The organism is Nonomuraea coxensis DSM 45129 (assembly GCF_019397265.1).
Lineage (GTDB): Bacteria > Actinomycetota > Actinomycetes > Streptosporangiales > Streptosporangiaceae > Nonomuraea > Nonomuraea coxensis.
Genome location: NZ_CP068985.1, coordinates 5187299 through 5206309 on the forward strand (window position 1 = coordinate 5187299; position 19011 = coordinate 5206309).

A 19011-nucleotide genomic window follows, 5' to 3' on the forward strand; every position below is an offset into this window, starting at 1 on the left:
CCCCTTGCGGGGGGTGCGATGGAGCGTGTGACGTGGTGGGTGCGCAGGCACCGGTTCGACGGCAATCCGCTGCGGCGGCGTACGGACCGGGCCGAGAGCGCCGGGCTGCTGGTGGCCGCGCTGCTGATGCTGCTGTGCCTGTGGCCGGCGGTGGCGGCCGGGCGGGAGGCGGCGGACGGGACGGGGACCGGCGGGCCCACGCCGGCCACGGCGACGCTGCTGGCCGACGCCCCCGTCATGGACCTGTCGTCCGGGGTGGTCGGGATGGCCGAGGCCGCCCCGGCGCGCTGGACGACGCCCTCCGGCGAGCAGCGCACCGGGCCGGTGCCCGCGCCCGCCCTGGCGAAGGCCGGGACGCGGGTGCCGATCTGGCTGGACGCGAGCGGCCGGCCCACGTCGCCGCCGCCGAGCGCCGGGGAGCTGGCGACGACGGCGGCCGTGGCGGGCGTCCTCGTCTGGGCGGCGGGCGCCGCCCTGGTGGCCGCGGCAATCGCGGTCCTGCGCCGGCTGCTGGACCGCGCCCGTGACCGGGCCTGGGACGCGGCCTGGGCCCGCCAGGGCCGCGCCCGCCGCCCGCTCGGCTGAGACGGGGCTCAGCCGCGGGTGTCGTCGGTGCCGAAACCGTCCAGCGTCTTGCGCTCCTCGGCGTCGCGCAACTCCTGGAAGACGGTGATGTGCATGCCGCCGGGCGCGTCCAGGCGGGCGTTCAGCGACTCCCACGGGGTGACGGTCGGCGGCGCCACCTCGGTCGCGCCGGCCGCCACCAGCCGCTCGGTCGTGCCGCGCGAGTCGTCCACCTCGAACGCCACCCGGAACTTGGGCGCGACCTGGCGCCCCACCTCGACGTCGTCGATCATCTTCTTCTGCGCCGGATTGGCGATCTCCAGGGTGGCCCGGCCGGCGTCCAGGATCGCCACCCTGGCGCCGTCACCGGTGGAGAAGGCCGCCTCCTCGGGCAGCCCCAGGACGTCCCGGTAGAAGGCCAGCGCGGCCTCGTAGTCCTCGGCCTCGACGACCAGGCGAAGCTGGCGGACCTGGCTGCGGTTCCCGGCGTTCGTGCTCAATGCGTGCTCCTCAGTGGCAACGGTACGGATCCTTCCCCCTCGGCAACCCATGCGGCCCGCCCGATCATCCCCGCCGGGCCGGGTTTTTTCGCGCCGCACGGCTTCTGCTCATTTAGAAAACGCGCGGGGGAACCCCGGAGCCGATCGGGAACGTCAGGTGAGAAACAAGCTTTTTTCCGCCGGGAATCACGTCGGGAGGGCACCCATGAACGGTCTTTTCCACGCCGTCGCGATCGTGTTGTTCGCGCTCGTCGCGTTCATCGCCATCCGTACACGGGTGGCGTTGTTCCTCGCCCGTTGCGCGCGGGTGCGGGCCGGCGCGCAGCCGCTCGGCGTGTACGAGGCGGCGTACCTGGCGGGCGGCCCCCGGCGGGTGGCCGACACGGCGCTGGTCTCGCTCGTCGAGCAGGGCGGCGTGCGGGTGTCCGGCGAGGGGGTGGTCACGCCGGTCCACGGGTTCCGGCCGAGCAAGGGCAGGCCCGTCGAGCGGGTGGTGTTCAGGCACGCGGGAGCGGCTCCCGGCGGGCTGACGGCGGCGCAGGTGCGGCACGCCGTGGCGGCCGACCACGTGATGGCGCGGCTGGCCGCGCCGCTGTGGCGGCAGGGGCTGATCGCGGCCCCCGCCGTGCGGGCGCGGGCCTGGCGCTGGACGTTCTGGCTCCAGGTCCTCGCCGTGACGGCGTCCGTGGTGGGCGTCGCCGGGGCGCTGGCGCGGGCGCCGGTGGTGGCGGTGCTCGTCGCGGGGACGACGGCGGCGCTGGCCTTCGGCTGCTTCGCCTGGCTGCGCCGGGTCATGGCGGACCCGGTCACCCGGGCGGGGCGGGCGGCGCTGGCGGCGGCCGGCGTCCCCGTGCCGGCGGACGTGCGGTGGCCGGGGTTCGACGACGTGCGCGCGGTGGCGCTGCACGGCACGGACCGGCTGCCGGACCGGCGGCTGGCCGGCGCGCTGCGGAGGGACACCCGGGTCCGGCGCGGCAGGACCGCCGCCTGCTGCGCGCCCGGCCACGGCGGGTCGTACCCCATGGCGGGCAACGACGTGCCGGCGGGGTTCCCTCCCCTGGGACCGGGCTCGCCCTACGACCCGGGCAGCGGCCCCGACGGCGGAGGTCACGGCGGGTGCGGGGGCGGCGGCGGGTGCGGGGGCGGCGGCGGGTGCGGGGGCGGAGGCGGGTGCGGGGGCGGAGGCACCTGACCCCGCGCCGGCGCGGGCCGGTGTCAGCCGCGGCCGTAGCGGTCCTCGGCCCGCCAGAAGTACCAGAACCCGCCGGCCAGCGTGACCACCGCCCAGCACAGGCACGACAGCCACACCATCGGCGGGGGCGTGTGGCGGGCGAGGAGCAGGTCGCGCATGAACTCGATGAACGAGGCCGCCGGGTTCAGGTACATCGCCGTGGCCACCCACTCGGGCAGCCCGGCTGAGCCGACGACCTTGTCGTGGATGGCGAAGAACACGCCGGAGGCGTACAGCCAGGTGCGCATGATGAACGGCAGGAGCTGGTTGAGGTCCCGCAGGGACGCACCGAGCCGGGCCATGACCAGCCCCGCCCCGATGTTGAACATGGTCTGCAGCAGCAGGACCACGGGGACCGCGAGCCAGTACCAGCTGATCGGCTCCCCGGTGAGGAGCACGATGACCAGCAGCACGCCCATGGAGACGGCGAGCTGCTGCAGCTCCTGGATCGTGTACGCCAGCGGCAGCGAGGCCCGGGGGAAGTGCAGCGCCCGGATGAGGGACAGGTTCCCTGAGATGGATTTCGCGCCCGCGGTGACCGTGCGCTGCGTGTAGGTGAACACGAACATTCCGGTCAGCAGGAACGCCGGATAATTGGGAATGTTCTTGCTGCCGCCGAGAATGAGGCCGAACATCACGTAATAAATGGCCGCGTTCAGCAACGGCGTGAGAACCTGCCACAACTGCCCCAGCGCCGATCCCGAGTATTTCGAGACGTTGCGCGAGGTGGCGTAGGTCAGGATGAAGTGGCGCCGTTCCCAGAGCTGGCGCAGGTACGCGGGGAAGCGGGGGCGCGCGATGGCGGGGCGCAGCCCGTGCTTCCTGGCGAGCTCGGCGAGCGACCCGCTCTCGGGCGCGGTCTCTTCCAGTTGGCTCATGGGCACCTCGGTCGCGACGTTCGGACAACCGCGCATGCTAGCAAGCGACCTGCGGGTCCTCCCTGCTTATCGCAGGTGGACGGCGGCGCGGCGTCAGGGGACGGTCACGCCGGTGACGGCGAAACGCTCCACCTCGGCGACGTGGCCGCCGGTGGAGGCCACGACGGTCAAGGTCGTGCCCGGCGTCGTCTTCGGCCCCGGTCTGAAGGTGACCTCGGCCGACCAAGGGGACCGCTCGCCGCCCGCGCCCACGCAGCAGTGCTCGCCGAGGGCCTTGCCGCCGCCGGGGCGGCGCACATGGACGCGGATGCTCTCGTCCACGCCGGTGATCCGGCCGCCGACCGTCATCGGGGAGCCGACGGAGGCGCCGTACTTGGGGGTGGTGAGGGAGAAGGTGGTGTCGTCGGTGCCGACGACCTCCCAGGGGGCGCCGTCGCCCTTCCCGTAGCGGACCAGGTGGACGACGGCGGCGACCAGCGGGCGGGGGCCCTCCTCAGCGGTCAGGCCGACGTGCACGCGGGCGTGGGCGCCGTCGAGACTCGTCCTGACCGCGCGGTCGATCTCGGTGAAGCCGAGGTGGTCGCGGGCGAAGCGGACCGCGGTCCTGGCCGGGTCGAGGTGCCAGGCGTCGCTGCCGTCCTCGCGGTGGCGGCTCCGCCACGCCTCCGCCTCGGCGGCGTCGGCGAACGGCCACAGCGGCTGGTAGCGCCCGGCCACGAGGTCACGGGCCCCAGGAGTCCCCGGCGGCGGGGAGGTCTCGGGGGGCGGGGTCGCGGAGGAAGGGGTCTCGGAGGGCGAGGTCTCGGATGGAGGGGCCTCGGAGGGAGGGGCGGTGGCAGGGGACGAGACGGCGGCGGGCGGGGTGCGGCCGGGCTCGCCCCCGCAGCCCGCCGCCGCGGCCCCCAGCGCGATCAGCAGGACCACGGCGCGCCCGGTACGTGCTGTCATGTCAAGCCTCCTGGGGGTGGGGGTTCACGCCTGCCGTCGGAGGTCCTACCCTGCCAGTGCGAACCCCCACCGCGCGGGGCCTTCAGGCCGAGTACGCCCCCGTCAGCCGCCGGCGGAACACCCAGTACGTCCACGCCTGGTAGCCCAGCACCACGGGCGTGAAGATCGCCGCCACCCAGGTCATCACGGTCAGCGTGTACGGCGAGGAGGCCGCGTTCGTCACGGTGAGGCTGTTGGCCGGGTCGAGGGCGGGCAGCACGTTCGGCCACATGCTGGTGAACAGGGTGGCCACGAACGCGGCGATGGCCACGGCGCTGCCGGTGAAGGCCCACCCGTCGCGCCCGCGCAGCGTGGCGATGAGCGCGACGGCGAGCCCGATCGCGGCCACGGCGACCGCGACCCAGGACAGGACGCCGGCCCGCGCCATGAGGAGGAAGACGAGGACCACGGCGACGGTGATCGGCGCGATCGTCGCGGCGATCCTGGCCGCGCCCTTGCGTAGCTCGCCGGTGGTGCGCAGGGCGAGGAAGACCGCGCCGTGCTGGGTGCAGAGCAGCAGCAGGGCCACGCCGCCGAGCAGCGCGAACGGGTTGAGCAGGGTGAACAGGGTGCCGGTGTACTCGTGGCCGGCGTCGAGCGGCACGCCCCGCACCATGTTGGCGAAGGCGACGCCCCACAGCAGGGCCGGGCCGAGCGAGCCCCAGAAGAAGGCGCGGTCCCAGCCCTTGGTGCTGTCGCTCTTCCCTCGGTACTCCAGGGCCACGCCGCGCACGATGAGGGCCAGCAGGATGAGGAACAGCGGCAGGTAGAAGCCGCTGAAGAGGGTGGCGTACCACTCGGGGAAGGCGGCGAAGGTGGCGCCGCCGGCGACGAGCAGCCACACCTCGTTGCCGTCCCAGACGGGGCCGATCGTCTTGACGATGGTGCGGCGCTCGCCGTCGCTGCCGCCGAGGAAGGGCAGCAGGATGCCGACGCCGAAGTCGAAGCCCTCCAGGACGAAGTAGCCGGTCCACAGCACGGCGATGAGCAAGAACCAGACGGTGGTGAGTTCCATGACCGGTTAGTTCCTTAGTAGGACAGGGCGGGCACGGGAGCTTCGGGTTCGAGCTCCTCCTGCGCGCCGCGCTTGATGAACTTGATCAGCAGCCGCACCTCGATGACCGCGAGGACCGCGTACACGAGGGTGAATCCGACCAGGGTGATCGCGACAGAGGGGACGTCGGCGCCGGGCGAGACGGCTGCGGCGGTGCGCATGAGGCCGAACACCGTCCACGGCTGGCGGCCCATCTCGGTGAAGATCCAGCCGAGCGAGTTGGCGACGAACGGCAGCCCGATGCCGAGCATGGCGAGGCGGTAGGCCCACTTGCCGGCGGGGAGCCGGCCGCGCCGGGTGAGCCAGAGCCCGGCGAGGGCCAGCAGCGCGGACAGCATGCCGAAGCCGATCATGAGCCGGAACGACCAGTACGCGAGGCCGACGACCGGCCGGTAGTCGCCGGGGCCGTAGATGGCCTGGTACCGCTCCTGGATGTCGTTGACGCCCTCGACCTTGCCGTCCAGGGTGTTGGTGGCGAGGAGGCTGAGGCCGTAGGGGATCTGCAGGTTGACGTGGTTGCGGCCGTTCTCGACGTCGCCGATCGCGAACAGCGAGAACCCGGCCGAGCTCTCGTCCTCCCACAGCGCCTCGGCGGCGGCCATCTTCATCGGCTGCTGCTCGGTCATGATCTGCGCCTGCCAGTGGCCGGACAGCGACACGCCGACCGCGGCGACCAGGCTGACGACCATGGCGACCCGGGCCGCGGGGCGGAAGACGTCCACCTCGCGCCGGCGCATGAGGAACCAGGCGCTGACGCCGAGCACGAAGGCGCCCGCGACGAGGAAGCCGCCGGCGATGACGTGCGGGAAGGTGACGAGCGTCGTGGAGTTGGTGAGCACCGCCCAGATGTCGGTCAGCTCGGCGCGGCCGTTGTTGATGCGGTAGCCGACCGGGTGCTGCATCCAGGAGTTGGCCGCGAGGATGAAGTACGCGGAGACGTTGGTGCCGATGGCGGCGAGCCAGATGGTGGCCAGGTGCACCTTCTTCGGCAGCTTGTCCCATCCGAAGATCCACAGGCCGAGGAACGTCGACTCCATGAAGAACGCGATCAGGCCCTCCATGGCGAGCGGGGCCCCGAAGACGTCCCCGACGAAGCGCGAGTAGTCGCTCCAGTTCATGCCGAACTGGAACTCCTGCACGATGCCGGTCACCACGCCCATCGCGAAGTTGATGAGGAACAGCCGGCCCCAGAACCGGGTCATGCGCAGGTACTCCTGCTTGCCGGTGCGGTACCAGGCGGTCTGGAACCCGGCCACGATCACCGACAGTCCGATGGTCAGCGGCACGAACAGGAAGTGGTAGACGGTGGTGATCCCGAACTGCCATCGGGAGAGGTCGAGGACGTCCATGCAGATCAGCGTCCTGCAAGATCTCGGGCCTCACCTAGGGACAGGGGGCCCTGCGAGACGGGACCTTGGTCCTCTCCCTCCGGGACCTCCGCCTACCTGAGCAGGTCGCTGACGGGGCGGCGGACCGTCTCGGCGTCGTCGAAGGTGATCCCGAGCCGCATGATCATCTGCGGGTACGCGCCGTCGCACAGCTCCTCGCGCAGGAACGCGCGCAGGTGCTCCATCTCCAGGACCTGGGTGTGGAAGGCCGCCGACACGCCGTACGCGCTGGCCCGCAGCAGCACGCGCTGCAGCGCCTGGCCGGCCTTCAGCCAGTCCTCCCTGGTGTCGGCCGCGGTGGTGAGCACCATCACGACGCCGGGCGAGGTCGAGCCGGCCTGGTCGGCGGGGCTGCCCCACTCGTGGCGCCAGGCGTAGTCGCGCTGCGCGAAGGCGGGCTCGGTGCGCGGCTCGTCGTGCGGATAGGCGCCGGCGGGCACGCCGTCCCTGCGGGAGCTGCCCGGCGGCCGGGCCCAGCGGACGACCTCCAGGTGGCGGCCCCGGTCCTCGCTCTGCGCGATCTGGGCGGCCTCGGTCAGCGCGGCGACCGCCACGACGGCCGGCGGGGCCAGGGCGAGCAGCCCGGCGCCCTCCTCCTCGGCGGTCCTGACCAGCGCCTGGACCAGCCGGTCCGGCACCGGCAGGGTGGTGAACCCGGACCGGTGCGTGCGCCGCCGCTCGATCTCCCCGGCCAGCACGCGCGTCTGCTCGTCGGGCTCGGTCTCGCCACCGGGCCGGACGAGGGCCAGCAGCGACGGGCGGTCGGGGTCGGGCAGGACGCGCACGACGGGCTCGAAGCCCGCGCGGCGGATCGCCGTGCGGAGGTTGAACAGCGCCGCGCCGCAGCTGATGAGCAGTTCCCTGCCGGCCGGGTCGCCGACGCGCAGCCGGCGCTCGGTGTCGGCGCGCAGCCCGATCTCGTCGCCGGACACGGCGAACGACCAGGGCTGCGTGTTGTGCACGGACGGGGCCCAGCGCGCGGCTTCCAGCGCGGCCTGGACGGCGTCGCTCGCTGTACGGATGCTCATGTCTCCACCTCCAGCGGACGATACGACCAGCCCATCACGGGGAACGGTGGCCGATGAGGGCCGAAGGTCCCCTCCGGGTAGAGGCGTCGGGCCCCGTGGCGGCCCGGCCGGCGTGCGGCCTGACCAAGGACCGCCCCCTCGGGGACTTCCGTCCCTACTGCCCAGGACGGCCGGGAGATGTCATGGAGGCGACCGCAAAGGAGGCAGGCATGCGAATGACCGTAGCGGACGTCATGACCGGCGAGGTGGTCTCCGTCACCGAGGGGACACCGTTCAAGGACATCGCCCAGACCCTCATCGAGAACGGCATCAGCGCCGTCCCGGTCGTCGATGACGACCGCCACGTGGTCGGCGTGGTGTCCGAGGCCGACCTGCTGCGCAAGGAGGAGTTCCGCGAGGAGTTCTACCGCGAGGGCTACCGTCCCCCGCTGCGCGCCCGGCTGCGCCACCCCAAGGGCCGGCAGAAGGCCGAGGGCGACACGGCCGCGGAGCTGATGACCAGTCCCGCCGTCACCGTCACGGGCGAGGCCACGGCCGTCTCGGCCGCCCGGCTCATGGACGCCCACGACGTCAAGCGGCTGGCCGTGGTGGACCACGACGGCCGCCTGACCGGCATCGTCAGCCGGCGCGACCTGGTCAAGGTGTTCCTGCGCCCGGACGAGGAGATCGTCAAGGAGGTCCGCGACGAGATCCTGGACCAGGCGCTGTGGGTGGACACCGCGGGCGTCCACGTGGAGGTGCACCAGGGCGTCGTCACGCTCACCGGCTGGATGGACCGCCGCACCGAGGCGGCCATCGCGGTGCGCATGACCAGCCGGGTCAACGGCGTGGTCGGCGTCGTCGACAAGCTGACCTGGAAGCAGGACGACACGAAGTGGGAGGCGCGGTAGCGATGCTGGTGCGCGAGGTCATGAGCACCCCGGCGATCACGGTACGCCGCACCGACTCGGTGCGGCACGCCGTCCGGGTGCTCCACGGCAAGGACATCACGGCCGCCCCTGTCGTGGACGAGGACGGCCGCCTGGTGGGCGTCGTCAGCGAACTGGACCTCCTGCGCGGCGAGTTCGGACCCGACCCGCGCGCCACCGCGCGCCGCCTGCCCCTCCTCGAGGCGCCGCCGCCCCGCCAGGTGCACGAGGTCATGACCGCCGTCACCGGCGGCACGGTCGTCACCGTCACCGAGACCACCGACGTCACCGCCGCGATCGAGCTCATGGTGGGCAGGCGGATCAAGAGCCTGCCCGTCCTGCGGGGCGAGGAGATCGTGGGCATGGTCAGCCGCCGCGACCTGATGGCGATGCTGGCCCGCAGCGACGAGGAACTGCGCGCGGCGGTCGAGGCCGCGCTGCGCGAGCAGTACCCCTTGGGCCCGCACTGGACGGTCGCCGTGCACGACGGCGTCGCCGAACTGCGCGGCCCCCGCCACGAGCACGCGGACAAGGTCGCCGACGTGCTCGCCCGCACCGTCCCCGGCATCGTCCGGGTCAGGCATCCGAGGTGATCACCATGAGAACGACCGTCCGGGACGTCATGACCACCCAGGTGGCCGCCGTCAACGAGAAGGCGTCCTTCCACGTCGTGGCCGAGCTGCTGATCAGGCACGGCGTGAGCGGCGTGCCCGTGCTCGACGACGACGGCCGCGTCAGGGGCGTCGTCTCCGAGGCCGACCTGCTGGCCAAGGAGGAGTTCAAGGAGCGCTACTACGGCGACGACTACCGGCCGCCGCTGCGCGCCCGCGTCCGCCACCACGCGGGCAGCGAGGGCAGCGGCCGCCGCAAGGCGCTCGGCGAGACCGCCGGCGAGCTGATGACCTCGCCCGCCCACGTCGTCACCCCCGAGACGCCCGTCGTCCAGGCCGCGCGGCTCATGGACCGGCACGGCGTCAAGCGGCTGCCGGTCGTGGACGCCGGCGGGCGGCTGGCCGGCATCGTCAGCCGGCGCGACCTGATCAAGGTGTTCGTCCGCCCCGACCAGGAGATCAAGGCCCTGGTGGCGGCGGCCGTCCCGCCGGGGGTCGACGTGGAGGTGAGCGAGGGCGTGGTCACCCTCGCCGGCGCGGTCGACCGGCACAGCGAGGCGATGACGGCGGCGCGGGTGACCGGGAGCGTGGACGGCGTCGTGGCGGTGCGCGACGAGATGGGCTGGAAGCGCGACGACGTCGCCGACATCCCCATGTGGGGCGGAGCCTGACCTCCGCCCCCTTCCCCGGAATGATCTTGGCGCGGTAGCCTCGACGGCCCCCGCCGGGTCCCCGCGGCGGTGGCCGCGGTCTGGACCGTCGTCCTGTGCCTCACCCTGGCCCGTTTCCTCGCCACGGGGCAGTCCGTCACGCAGGACGACGCCCCCGGGTGCTTCCCGGACCTGACGGACGCCTGGGCCTCGTGGTGGATCCGCCTGTACGACTCCGAGACGCAAGGGCTCAGGGTGGCCGCGGCGGCCATCGGCGTGCTCGCGGCCCGGTCCGCGCGGGACGTCACTCCGGCAGGTCGCGGGTGACGTCGGGGATCTGGGACCCGAGCCGGGGTGGGCGGCGGTAGCCGGTGGGGGGCGGCCGTTCGGGGATCTCCAGCGGCGCCCGCCGCACCTCGTGGTACGGGATCGAGGCCAGCAGGTGGGCGATCATGTTGATCCGGGCCCGCCGTTTGTCCTCGCTCTCCACGTCGTACCAGGGGGCCTCGGGGATGTGGGTGTGCACCATCATCTCGTCCTTGGCCCGCGAGTAGTCCTCCCACCGGGTGATCGACTCCAGGTCCATCTCCGACAGCTTCCACCGCCGCATCGGGTCCCCGGACCGGGCGCGGAAGCGCCGCTCCTGCTCGGCGTCGCTCACCGAGAACCAGTACTTGCGCAGCAGGATGCCGTCCTCGACCAGCAGCCGCTCGAAGATCGGGCACTGGTGCAGGAACCGGGTGTACTCCTCCTGGGTGCAGAAACCCATCACCCGCTCCACCCCGGCCCGGTTGTACCAGCTCCGGTCGAACAGCACGATCTCCCCGGCCGCCGGCAGGTGCGCCACGTAGCGCTGGAAGTACCACTGCGTCCGCTCCCGCTCGGTGGGGGCGGGCAGGGCGGCGATCCGGGCCACGCGCGGGTTGAGGTACTCGGCCACCCGCTTGATCGTGCTGCCCTTCCCGGCGGCGTCCCTGCCCTCGAAGATCACGACGACCCTGTGGCCGCCGTCCTTCACCCACTCCTGCAGCTTGACCAGCTCCGCCTGGAGGCGGAACAGCTCCTTCTCGTACGGTCTGCGCTTCAACCGGCCGTTGCCCGCGTCGGTGCTCATCATGGCAGCCAACCCTGCCCCGGGCCGCCGGGGCAAGGATCAGCGCACCACGGCGACGGCGCAGCGGGCGTGGTGGAGGACACCGCGGCTGACCGAGCCGAGCAGGGCCGAGCCCACCGCGCCGCGCCCGTGCGAGCCGACCACCACGAGGTCGGCCTGCGCGCCGGCGGCGGTCAGCACGTCCACCGGGTGCCCCGAGGGCGTGTCCTCGATGACCTCGACGTCCGGGTGCTCCCCGCGGAGGGGCTCCAGCGCGCCGATGACGAGCTGGTGCTGGGCGGCGCGGATCTCGTCCACGTCGTAGGCGATCTCCGGCGCGAACGCGTGCACGGGAAGCTGCCAGGCGTGCACCACCCGCAGCTTGGCGCCGCGCAGCTCGGCCAGGCGGAAGGCGTAGGCGAGGGCGGGCCGGCACTCGGGCGAGTCGTCGACGCCGACCACGATCTCGCCGCTCACGGGCTGCCGCTGCGCGCGTACCACGACGACGGGGCAGCGGACGTGCCCGGCCACGTGCGTGCTGACCGAGCCGAGCAGCGCCCCGGCGAAGCCGCCGAGCCCCCGGCTGCCCACCACGATCTCGCTCGCGTCCTCGGCCTGCTCGCGCAGCACGACGGCGGCGGCGCCCTCCACCTCGCGGGTCTCCACCTCGACGTGCGGCTGCCGCTCGCGGACCAGCGCGACCGCCTCGTCCAGGATCCTGCGGCCCTCGCGCAGCAGCACGTCGGGCAGGACGGGGTTGGGGAACCTGCCGATCTGGTACGGCGTGCGGTCCACGGCGTGCACGATGCGCAGCGACTCCCCCGTCCGCAGCGCGTCAGCGGCGGCCCATTCCACGGCGGCCCGCGCCGCCACCGATCCGTCGACACCCACAACGATCATGACTTCCTCCTCGGCCGCTCCTGCTGACACCTCAAGTCGACCGCGCCGGCGGTGGCCGGGTGCAGGGCCGGAGGTCCCGGGGCGCCGGGTCCAACGGCCCGCGGGCGGGCCGGGCCGCCATGGCTGGCCCGGAGCCGCGGGGGTAGCGTCGAGGACATGGCCACCGCTCCGGCGACCGGCGCGGCTCCGTCCGACGCCGGCCGCCGGGCGGCCTAGGGACTGGGGGGAACCATCATGACCGGAACCGGCGATCTGGGCCGGCGCCTGATCCATCACCGTGAGCGCCTCGGCCTGACCCGCGAGCAGGTCGCGGCGCGCGCCGAGATGTCGGCGGGCTACCTGCAGTACCTGGAGGAGCACGCCGACATGACGGAGACCGGGTCGCTGCACCGGCTGGCCGACGCCCTGGGCACGACGATGGACGAGCTGCTCGGCGGAGGCCGCGACCGCCCTCCCGGGCGCGGCCCCGCGATGGCCCATCCCTCGCTGGAGGTGCTGAGCGAGGAGGAGTGCCGGCGGCTGATCGCGCCGGGCGGGATCGGGCGGGTGGCCTTCTCCGGCTCGCACGGCCCGACGGTGCTGCCGGTGAACTTCAAGATGCACCGCGGCGCGGTCGTCTTCCGCACCGCCTACGGCGGGCCGATGGACCAGGACCTGCGGTCGGGCGTGGCGGGCGTCGAGATCAAGATCGCCTTCGAGGTGGACCGCATCGACGAGGCCCGCAGGGAGGGGTGGAGCGTGCTGGTCCAGGGAGCCGCGCACCACGTGCCGGAGGAGGAGGCGGCCACGGCGGCCGGATGCGAGGTGACGCCGTGGGCGGGCGGCGAGCGCCACCTGTACGTCAGGATCGTCCCGCAGCAGATCACGGGGCGGCGCATCCACGGGCTGTGATCACCTGGCCGGGGCGCCGTAGTGCGCGGCGACGGCGGCGAAGGCCTCCTTCGGCTCCCACGGCAGGTCGGGGTAGGTCGTGCCACGGCCGTGCTCCAGCACCTTGACGATGCCGTAGCTGGCCAGGTCGAGGTCCTCGCGCGGGTCTCCGTCCGGGCGGTGCACGTGGTCGTAGAGGGCGAGCACGAACACGAACGCGCTGTCCACGCCCGCGGCGTCGAACACCTCCAGCAGCTCGCGCACGTACGCGGCCTGGCCGGGCTCGTCGCGCTCGTACACGCCGCGCAGCCGGACCGGGCCGCGCTCGTCGTCGTACTCGACGGCGTCCAGGCCGGTGGCGCCCAGGTCGCCCGCGCCCCGGTAGCCGGCCGAGCCGAACTCGGTGACGGCGACCGGCTTGCCCTGCGCCACCAGCGCGCGCACGCCCTCCTCGAAGTGGCCGGCGGTCTCCGCCGACCGGTAGAGGTCCACGGAGACGAGGTCGAACGGCGTCCAGTCGACGCGTTCCAGCGGGATGGAGGCGTAGGTGACCCGGCCGCCGAACCGCTCGCGGACCAGCGCCACGGCCCCGGCGAGGAAGTCGTTGACCCGGGAGCTCACCTCGGCGACGCGCTCCGGCAGTCCCTCGCCCCGCAGGAGCAGGTCGAGCCGTTCCCTGAGACCGCCGCCGGGCAGGAAGCCGGGGTTCATGAGGCTCAGCTCGGCGCCGGTGACGAAGACGACGTCGGCGCCGCTCCGCCTCACGCGCTCGGCCCGCTCCGCGCAGTCGGCGAACAGCTCCAGGCACTCCCCGGGGGTGAGCTCCAGTGGGTAGGGCGAGAACCACACCTCCAGGCCGAGCTCCGCGGCGTACGCGGCGGCGAACTCCAGCCGGTCGGGGTCGCCGCCGATCACGCGGACGGCGGTGCAGTGCAGGTCGTCGCGGATGATCCGCAGCTCGCGGCGGACCATGGCGGGGTCGAACTTCCGGCGGGAGAGCTTGCCCTTGTGGCGGAAGCCGGTCTCGTAGCTGATGCCTCTGGCGCGCACGGCAGCACGCCCCCTTCCTCGATTAGGGTACGAGCAGTACCGTAGACGCATGTCGGGCAGGGCACAACTCCGTTCCGCTAGGGTACGGACGTGAGCGATTCGACGAAGCGGCCCCGCCGCCGCGGCGCCGCGCTGGAGGAGGCCATCCTGCGCGCCGCGGCCGACGAGCTGGCCGGGTCCGGCTACGCCGGCTTCACCATGGACCGCGTCGCCGCCCGCGCGGGCACCAACAAGAACGCCCTCTACCGCCGCTGGCCCAACCGCCTCGCCCTCGGCGTGGCCGCCTACCGCCTGCTGGCCGCGACCGTCCGGCCTCCCGACACCGGCGACCTGCGCGAGGACGCCCTGGAGATGCTGCGCAGGGCCAACCGGCACTGGAGCTCACCGCTCGGCATGATCCTGCGCGAGCTGATGGCGGCGGCCGGAGGCGCGACCGGCCTCCTGGCCCACCTGCCCGAGCAGTCCACCGACACGACGGCCGCCACCTGGCTGACCATCCTCGGGCGCGCGGTCGCCCGCGGCGAGGCCGCCCCTGAGGCGCTGCACCCGCGGGTCGCCACCGTGGCCATGGTGCTGCTGCGCGACGAGTTCGTGGTGCGCGGCGTCCCTACCGCGCCCGACGACGTCCTCGTCGAGATCGTCGACGAGGTGTTCCTGCCGCTGGTGCGCGGCCGGGGCGGCGCGGCGGGCTCATGACGACGTCTCCAGCACGACGGTGGTGCCGTGGGTGTCGGAGTGCAGGGTGAAGCGCTCGACGTTGTTCCTGGCCAGCCAGAGACCCCTGCCGCGCGGATGGTCCGGCGGCGGCAGGCGGGGCTCGGCCGCGCCGCCCGGCCCCTGGTCGAGGACACGGCAGTAGAGCCTCCGGCCCTGCTGCCACAGGCTCAGCCGGCCGTGCCCGCCGCCGTGCCGCACCGCGTTCGTGGTGATCTCGTTGACCGCGACGACGAAGCGGTACAGGGTCAGCCCGGTCAGCCCCCGTCCACGGCAGGCGCGCTCCACCTCGTGCCGGAGCCGGACCAGCGTGTGACGGTCGAACTCGCGTGCCAGCAGGGCCTGCGGGCCGGGCGGCGGCGTGTCCGGGGGCGGGGACTCGCTCATCGCGCCTCCCCAGGGAGGAGGGGGCGCGCGGCCAGGATGCAGGTGTCGTCGTCGGGGTTGGCGTGGCGGAGCTGCTTCAGCAGGTCGGCCAGCGGGTGGGGGGCGGGCTCGGCGGTGATCCGGTCGAGGACGGCCAGCACGGAGGCGAGCCCTTCGTCGAGGTTGCGCCGGCGGTGCTCGACGAGGCCGTCGGTGTAGAGCAGCAGCACGTCGCCGGGGCGCAGGCGGGTGGAGGTCGTGGAGTAGCGGGCGTCGGGGAAGGCGCCGAGCAGCGGCCCGCCGGGCCGGTCGAGCTCGACGGTCCGGCCGGCGCGGGCCCGCAGCGGCGGAGGATGCCCGGCTCGGGCCCACACCAGGCGGCCGGTGGCCGGCTCGTAGCGGGCCACGACGGCGGTGGCCGTCACGGGCACCCCGCCGCGCGGCGGGCCGGTCGGGTCGCCCGCGAACAGCAGCCGGTTGAGCGCGGCGAGCAGCCGGGCCGGGTCGCGGGTGGTGGTGACGGACAGCGCGGCCAGGGCGTGGCGGAGCTGGGCCATCGCGGCGGCCGCCTCGATGCCGTGCCCGGCCACGTCGCCCACGGCGAGCAGGACGGCGCCGTCGCCGGCGGGCGCGGCGTGGTACCAGTCGCCGCCGACCCTGCTGACCTGCTCGGCGGGCAGGTAGCGGACCGCGACCCGCAGGCCGGGCAGGTCGATCGGCTCGCGCGGCATCGGCAGCACGATCTGCTGGAGCCGCCCGGCCAGCTCGTGCTCGGCGGCGAGGATGCGCTGGTGCTCGCGGAGCTGCTCCTCGATCTCGGTGAGCCTGAGCCTGCTGGTCTCGCGGGCGGTGACGTCCTGGACGATCCCGTACACCTTGACCGGGGCGCCCGTGCCGTCGCGGACCGCGTCCACGACGGTGCGGACGTGCTTGACCCGGCCGGCCACCCCGATGCGGAAGGTGGCGTCCACGGCCTCGCCGCGGCCGAACGCCTCCGCCGCCTCGCGGCGCACGGGCAGGTCCTCGGGCAGGACCAGCGCCTCGCTCTCCTCGCGGGGCAGCGGCCCGGCGGCGGGGTCGCGCTCGTAGATCCGGTAGAGCCCCGCCGACCAGCGGGTCTGCCCGGTGACGAGGTCCCATTCCGCCCAGCCCATGTTGCCCAGGCGCTCGGTCTGGGCGATGCGCTCGGCCAGCCGGGTCTCCTCGTCGTGGCGGACCCAGCTCTGCAGCAGCCCGCCGCCGACCGGCCACACCTTCACGGTGAGCGGCACCTCGGCGGGCGCGCGCTCCGCCGAGGTGGCGTAGGGGACGGGGCCGACCTCGCGCGGGCGGCCGTCGCGCAGCGTCTCGCGCCAGGCGTCCCAGATGGGCCCGCCGACGATCGTGGGGTAGATCTCGCTCATCCTGCGGCCGACGATCTCCGCGCCGCCGCGCCCCGACAGGTCCACCACGGACGGGGCGGCGGCGGCGATGACGTAGTCGGCGACCTGGCCCGCCGGGTCGTACTCGGGGAGGATCAGGATGCGGCGCTCGGGCAGGGTGTCGAGGACCTGCCGCACCGCCTCGATCCACGCCCGCCGCGGCGGCGCGGGGGGCGACGCAGGGAGCGGCGGGGTCAGCGGCCCCGGCGGTGGCAGGGTGGCGTGGCGGGCGGGGCCGCGGCGGGCGGGCAGGGCGGCCTCCACCGTGGCGGCCAGTCCGGCCTCCCCGCGCGGGGGCAGGCGTTCCAGCGCCGCCAGCACCTCGCCGGCCAGCTCCTGGACGGGCCGCCGCCGCTCGGCCGCCAGCCGCACCAGGTAGGCGTGGGCCTCCCCCACCCGGCAGCCGGTCCGCCCGGCCAGCAGGCCGCTCGCCCGCGCCAGCAGCACCTCGGGGTGGGAGCGCACCCGCGCGAGGCGGTCGTCGAGGTCGGCCAGCCGGCCGCGGTAGCCCTCCAGCGGGTCCGTCATTCGAGGCCGAACGCCGTCAGCAGCCCGGTCGTGCGCAGTTGGTCCAGCATGCGCCGGGTGGGGTTCTCGACGCGGAAGTCGGCCTGCGCGGCCAGGGCCACGCGCATGGCGTCGACGAGCACGCCGATCCCCGTGGAGTCGATGAACGTCACCCCGGCCAGGTCGACGCGGACCGCCGCGGGACGCCGCTCGGACACGGCGTCCGTGATGATCTTGTGAATCTCGGCCGCGTTCGTGAAGTCGATCTCGCCGCGCAGCGTCACGCGCAGCGCGCCGTCGTCGTTGGTGTCGACCGACGCCTCATGCATGGCGTGGACCCCCTCCAATACCGTTCGAGAGATGAAACCGGCATGAACGCCACGACCTACCGACTCCGCGACTCTGCGTCTCACACGGGTTGCACTAGCGTATTCTTCCGCAACCACCGGGCTGTGTCAGGGGTACGTCGCACCGGGAGGCCCGCTCAGCCCGGCAGTCGCAGGACGAGCATGGCCACGTCGTCGTCGTTGTCGTCCGGCCGCACGCCTGACAGCAGCAGGTCGCAGAAGGAGTCCAGAGGCCGTTCCGCCAGCGCGGCGGCGCAGGCGGCCAGCTTGCCGAGCCCCTCGTCGAGGATGCGGCTCGGCGACTCGATCAGCCCGTCGGTGTAGAACAGCAGCGTGGAGCCAGGCGGCAGCTCGACGGCGGCGTCCGGCCGCGAGGCGCGCATGCCGGTGCCCAGCAGCAGGCCGTGGCCCTCCTCCAGGTAGCGGGCCCGCCCGTCGCGCTCCACCAGCAGCGGCGGCGGGTGGCCGGCGTTGCTCCAGCGCAGCGTCCAGTGGCCGGACGGCGCGGGCTCCATCCTGGCGAGGACCATCGTGGCCATGACGGGCTGGACCATGCGCGTCACGGCCTGGTCGAGCCGGTCCACGATGGCGTGCGGCGGTTCGTCCTGGTCGCCGGCGTAGGCGCGCAGCATGTTGCAGATCTGCGCCATGCCGGCCGCGGCATCGAGGTCGTGGCCGACGACGTCGCCGATCACCAGGGCGGTCGCGCCGCTGGGCAGGGGGAAGGCGTCGTACCAGTCGCCGCCGACCTGCGAGGCCCCGGGCGCGGGCACGTACCTGGCGCTCATCCGCACGCCCGGCACGACCGGCAGCCGCGGCAGCAGGTGGCGCTGCATGGTCTCGGCGACCCGGCGCTGCCGCTCGTACAGGCGGGCGTTGTCCAGCGCGAGCCCGGCGCGGCGCGCGATGTCCTCCGCCAGCAGCAGCTCGCCCTGGGTGAACGCGTCGTGGCGGCCGGACCGGCCGAGGGTCAGCGCCCCGAGCGTCTCCCTGACGCCGCGGATCGGCGCGATGCTCGCCGAGTGCATGCCCGTCGCCCGGAACAGCTCCTGCTGGACGACCGCGAGGGCCGAGTCGGGCCGGCCCCGGTAGGTCTCGGGCCCCGCCAGGGCCGCGGTGACCCCGCGCAGCGCCCGTGACAGCGGCATCGAGGACGCCTCCGGGACGGGCGGCATGCCTCCCTCCAGGTCCTCGTGGTGGACGAGCACGCCGTTCTCGTGGTGCACGACGAGCTGCCGCGACACGCCGCCCTCCTCGGTGAGCAGGTCCACGACCGCCCAGTCGGCGAGCAGCGGCACCACCAGACGGACGAGCTGGCGCAGGATCTCCTCCACGTCGAGGGTGGAGGTGAGCGTGGTCGTCGTCTCCGCGAGCAGGGCCAGCCGGTCCAGCTCCGACAGCGGCCCCTCGGCGTCGGCCGCCCACGGGCCGGGAAGCACGGCCGGGTCGACCTGATGGAAGAGCACCAGCGCGCCCCGCCGCCCCGGCGCGAGCTCGCAGGGGGCGACGGTCCAGGCCGCCGGCGTCAGGGAGCCGTCGCCGCGCTCGAACCAGGCGAGCTCGCTGCGGAGGGTGCGGCCGGACAGGAACGCCTGCTTCACCATGCAGCGGATGCCGGGGATCGACTCGCCCCGGCTGTCGCGGTGCAGCAGCTCATGGGCGTCGCGGCCGAGCAGGTCGGCGGCCCGGCGGCCGACCAGCCGCTCGGCCTGGGCGTTCACCTCGACGATGAGGCCGTGGTCGTCCACGATGTACGCGCCGGCGTCGACGAGCTCGGGCAGCCGCCAGGCCCGCCCCCTCTCGGCCCGCCCGCTCTCCACGCGCTCGTCCTCCGCCTGTCCGTCCTCGGCCGGGTGACCCGCGAGCCGTCCGTCCTCCGCCTGGATGGCCCGGGGGGCCGCTCCTGACACCGGCGGCCCGCATGGTCCGGCGTTCTCCGACTCA

Annotated in this window: 21 protein-coding genes; 8 read left to right on the plus strand and 13 right to left on the minus strand. The window is 74.0% G+C overall.

Going from position 1 to position 19011, the window contains the following annotated elements:
- Positions 1–18 precede the first annotated feature (18 nt).
- A complete protein-coding gene (locus Nocox_RS24485; RefSeq protein WP_063711576.1) occupies positions 19–585 on the plus strand; it encodes an Rv1733c family protein in 567 nt (188 codons plus the stop codon).
- An 8-nt stretch (positions 586–593) separates the two neighbouring features.
- Here Nocox_RS24485 and Nocox_RS24490 read toward each other — a convergent pair whose 3' ends face one another.
- On the minus strand, positions 594–1064 hold the full coding sequence (locus Nocox_RS24490; RefSeq protein WP_020540158.1) for a VOC family protein: 471 nt from the start codon (positions 1062–1064) through the stop codon (positions 594–596).
- A 205-nt stretch (positions 1065–1269) separates the two neighbouring features.
- Between Nocox_RS24490 and Nocox_RS24495 the strand changes: the two genes are divergently transcribed.
- Complete coding sequence (locus tag Nocox_RS24495) at positions 1270–2256, plus strand: TIGR04222 domain-containing membrane protein (RefSeq protein WP_020540157.1); 987 nt, start codon at positions 1270–1272, stop codon at positions 2254–2256.
- Between the two features lie 23 nt (positions 2257–2279).
- On the opposite strand, the gene Nocox_RS24500 is transcribed toward Nocox_RS24495, so the two are convergent.
- From Nocox_RS24500 to Nocox_RS24520, 5 genes are all read right to left on the minus strand, one after another.
- On the minus strand, positions 2280–3173 hold the full coding sequence (locus Nocox_RS24500; RefSeq protein WP_020540156.1) for an ABC transporter permease: 894 nt from the start codon (positions 3171–3173) through the stop codon (positions 2280–2282).
- A 93-nt stretch (positions 3174–3266) separates the two neighbouring features.
- Positions 3267–4121, minus strand: a complete 855-nt coding sequence (locus Nocox_RS24505) for a hypothetical protein (RefSeq protein ID WP_157382724.1) — start codon at positions 4119–4121, stop codon at positions 3267–3269.
- Between the two features lie 82 nt (positions 4122–4203).
- Positions 4204–5175 carry a cytochrome d ubiquinol oxidase subunit II gene (gene cydB, locus Nocox_RS24510; protein WP_020540155.1) on the minus strand — a complete coding sequence of 324 codons (972 nt, stop codon included), beginning with the start codon at positions 5173–5175 and terminating at the stop codon, positions 4204–4206.
- Between the two features lie 14 nt (positions 5176–5189).
- The gene (locus Nocox_RS24515) at positions 5190–6563 is read right to left on the minus strand and encodes a cytochrome ubiquinol oxidase subunit I (RefSeq protein ID WP_020540154.1); all 1374 of its coding nucleotides are present in this window, start codon (positions 6561–6563) and stop codon (positions 5190–5192) included.
- 92 nt (positions 6564–6655) lie between these two features.
- A complete protein-coding gene (locus Nocox_RS24520) occupies positions 6656–7630 on the minus strand; it encodes an Acg family FMN-binding oxidoreductase (RefSeq protein ID WP_020540153.1) in 975 nt (324 codons plus the stop codon).
- Positions 7631–7839: 209 nt separating this feature from the next.
- Between Nocox_RS24520 and Nocox_RS24525 the strand changes: the two genes are divergently transcribed.
- From Nocox_RS24525 to Nocox_RS24540, 4 genes are all read left to right on the plus strand, one after another.
- A complete protein-coding gene (locus Nocox_RS24525; RefSeq protein ID WP_033407712.1) occupies positions 7840–8520 on the plus strand; it encodes a CBS domain-containing protein in 681 nt (226 codons plus the stop codon).
- A 2-nt stretch (positions 8521–8522) separates the two neighbouring features.
- Positions 8523–9131, plus strand: a complete 609-nt coding sequence (locus Nocox_RS24530) for a CBS domain-containing protein (protein WP_026213730.1) — start codon at positions 8523–8525, stop codon at positions 9129–9131.
- A gap of 5 nt (positions 9132–9136) precedes the next feature.
- Complete coding sequence (locus Nocox_RS24535) at positions 9137–9820, plus strand: CBS domain-containing protein (RefSeq protein WP_033407773.1); 684 nt, start codon at positions 9137–9139, stop codon at positions 9818–9820.
- Between the two features lie 69 nt (positions 9821–9889).
- Complete coding sequence (locus Nocox_RS24540; protein WP_020540149.1) at positions 9890–10126, plus strand: hypothetical protein; 237 nt, start codon at positions 9890–9892, stop codon at positions 10124–10126.
- On the opposite strand, the gene ppk2 is transcribed toward Nocox_RS24540, so the two are convergent.
- Positions 10104–10916 carry a polyphosphate kinase 2 gene (ppk2, locus tag Nocox_RS24545; protein ID WP_020540148.1) on the minus strand — a complete coding sequence of 271 codons (813 nt, stop codon included), beginning with the start codon at positions 10914–10916 and terminating at the stop codon, positions 10104–10106. The genes Nocox_RS24540 and ppk2 overlap by 23 nt on opposite strands.
- A gap of 36 nt (positions 10917–10952) precedes the next feature.
- Positions 10953–11792: a universal stress protein gene (locus Nocox_RS24550; RefSeq protein WP_020540147.1), complete on the minus strand. Its 840-nt coding sequence runs from the start codon at positions 11790–11792 to the stop codon at positions 10953–10955.
- 234 nt (positions 11793–12026) lie between these two features.
- On the opposite strand from Nocox_RS24550, the gene Nocox_RS24555 reads away from it, so the two are divergent.
- A complete protein-coding gene (locus tag Nocox_RS24555) occupies positions 12027–12683 on the plus strand; it encodes a helix-turn-helix domain-containing protein (protein WP_020540146.1) in 657 nt (218 codons plus the stop codon).
- Here Nocox_RS24555 and Nocox_RS24560 read toward each other — a convergent pair whose 3' ends face one another.
- Positions 12684–13712: a glycoside hydrolase family 113 protein gene (locus tag Nocox_RS24560; RefSeq protein WP_020540145.1), complete on the minus strand. Its 1029-nt coding sequence runs from the start codon at positions 13710–13712 to the stop codon at positions 12684–12686.
- A 90-nt stretch (positions 13713–13802) separates the two neighbouring features.
- On the opposite strand from Nocox_RS24560, the gene Nocox_RS24565 reads away from it, so the two are divergent.
- On the plus strand, positions 13803–14408 hold the full coding sequence (locus Nocox_RS24565) for a TetR/AcrR family transcriptional regulator (protein ID WP_020540144.1): 606 nt from the start codon (positions 13803–13805) through the stop codon (positions 14406–14408).
- Here Nocox_RS24565 and Nocox_RS24570 read toward each other — a convergent pair.
- The 4 genes from Nocox_RS24570 to Nocox_RS24585 all read right to left on the minus strand — a co-directional run bounded on the left by Nocox_RS24570 (position 14403) and on the right by Nocox_RS24585 (position 18977).
- Positions 14403–14813: an ATP-binding protein gene (locus Nocox_RS24570; protein ID WP_020540143.1), complete on the minus strand. Its 411-nt coding sequence runs from the start codon at positions 14811–14813 to the stop codon at positions 14403–14405. The genes Nocox_RS24565 and Nocox_RS24570 overlap by 6 nt on opposite strands.
- Complete coding sequence (locus Nocox_RS24575; RefSeq protein WP_020540142.1) at positions 14810–16741, minus strand: SpoIIE family protein phosphatase; 1932 nt, start codon at positions 16739–16741, stop codon at positions 14810–14812. The genes Nocox_RS24570 and Nocox_RS24575 overlap by 4 nt, the downstream gene beginning before the upstream one ends.
- Positions 16738–17049 (minus strand): STAS domain-containing protein, encoded by a 312-nt coding sequence (locus tag Nocox_RS24580; RefSeq protein ID WP_051112387.1) that lies wholly within the window; start codon positions 17047–17049, stop codon positions 16738–16740. The genes Nocox_RS24575 and Nocox_RS24580 overlap by 4 nt, the downstream gene beginning before the upstream one ends.
- Before the next feature lie 155 nt (positions 17050–17204).
- Positions 17205–18977 carry a SpoIIE family protein phosphatase gene (locus Nocox_RS24585; protein ID WP_020540140.1) on the minus strand — a complete coding sequence of 591 codons (1773 nt, stop codon included), beginning with the start codon at positions 18975–18977 and terminating at the stop codon, positions 17205–17207.
- Between the last annotated feature and the right edge of the window lie 34 nt (positions 18978–19011).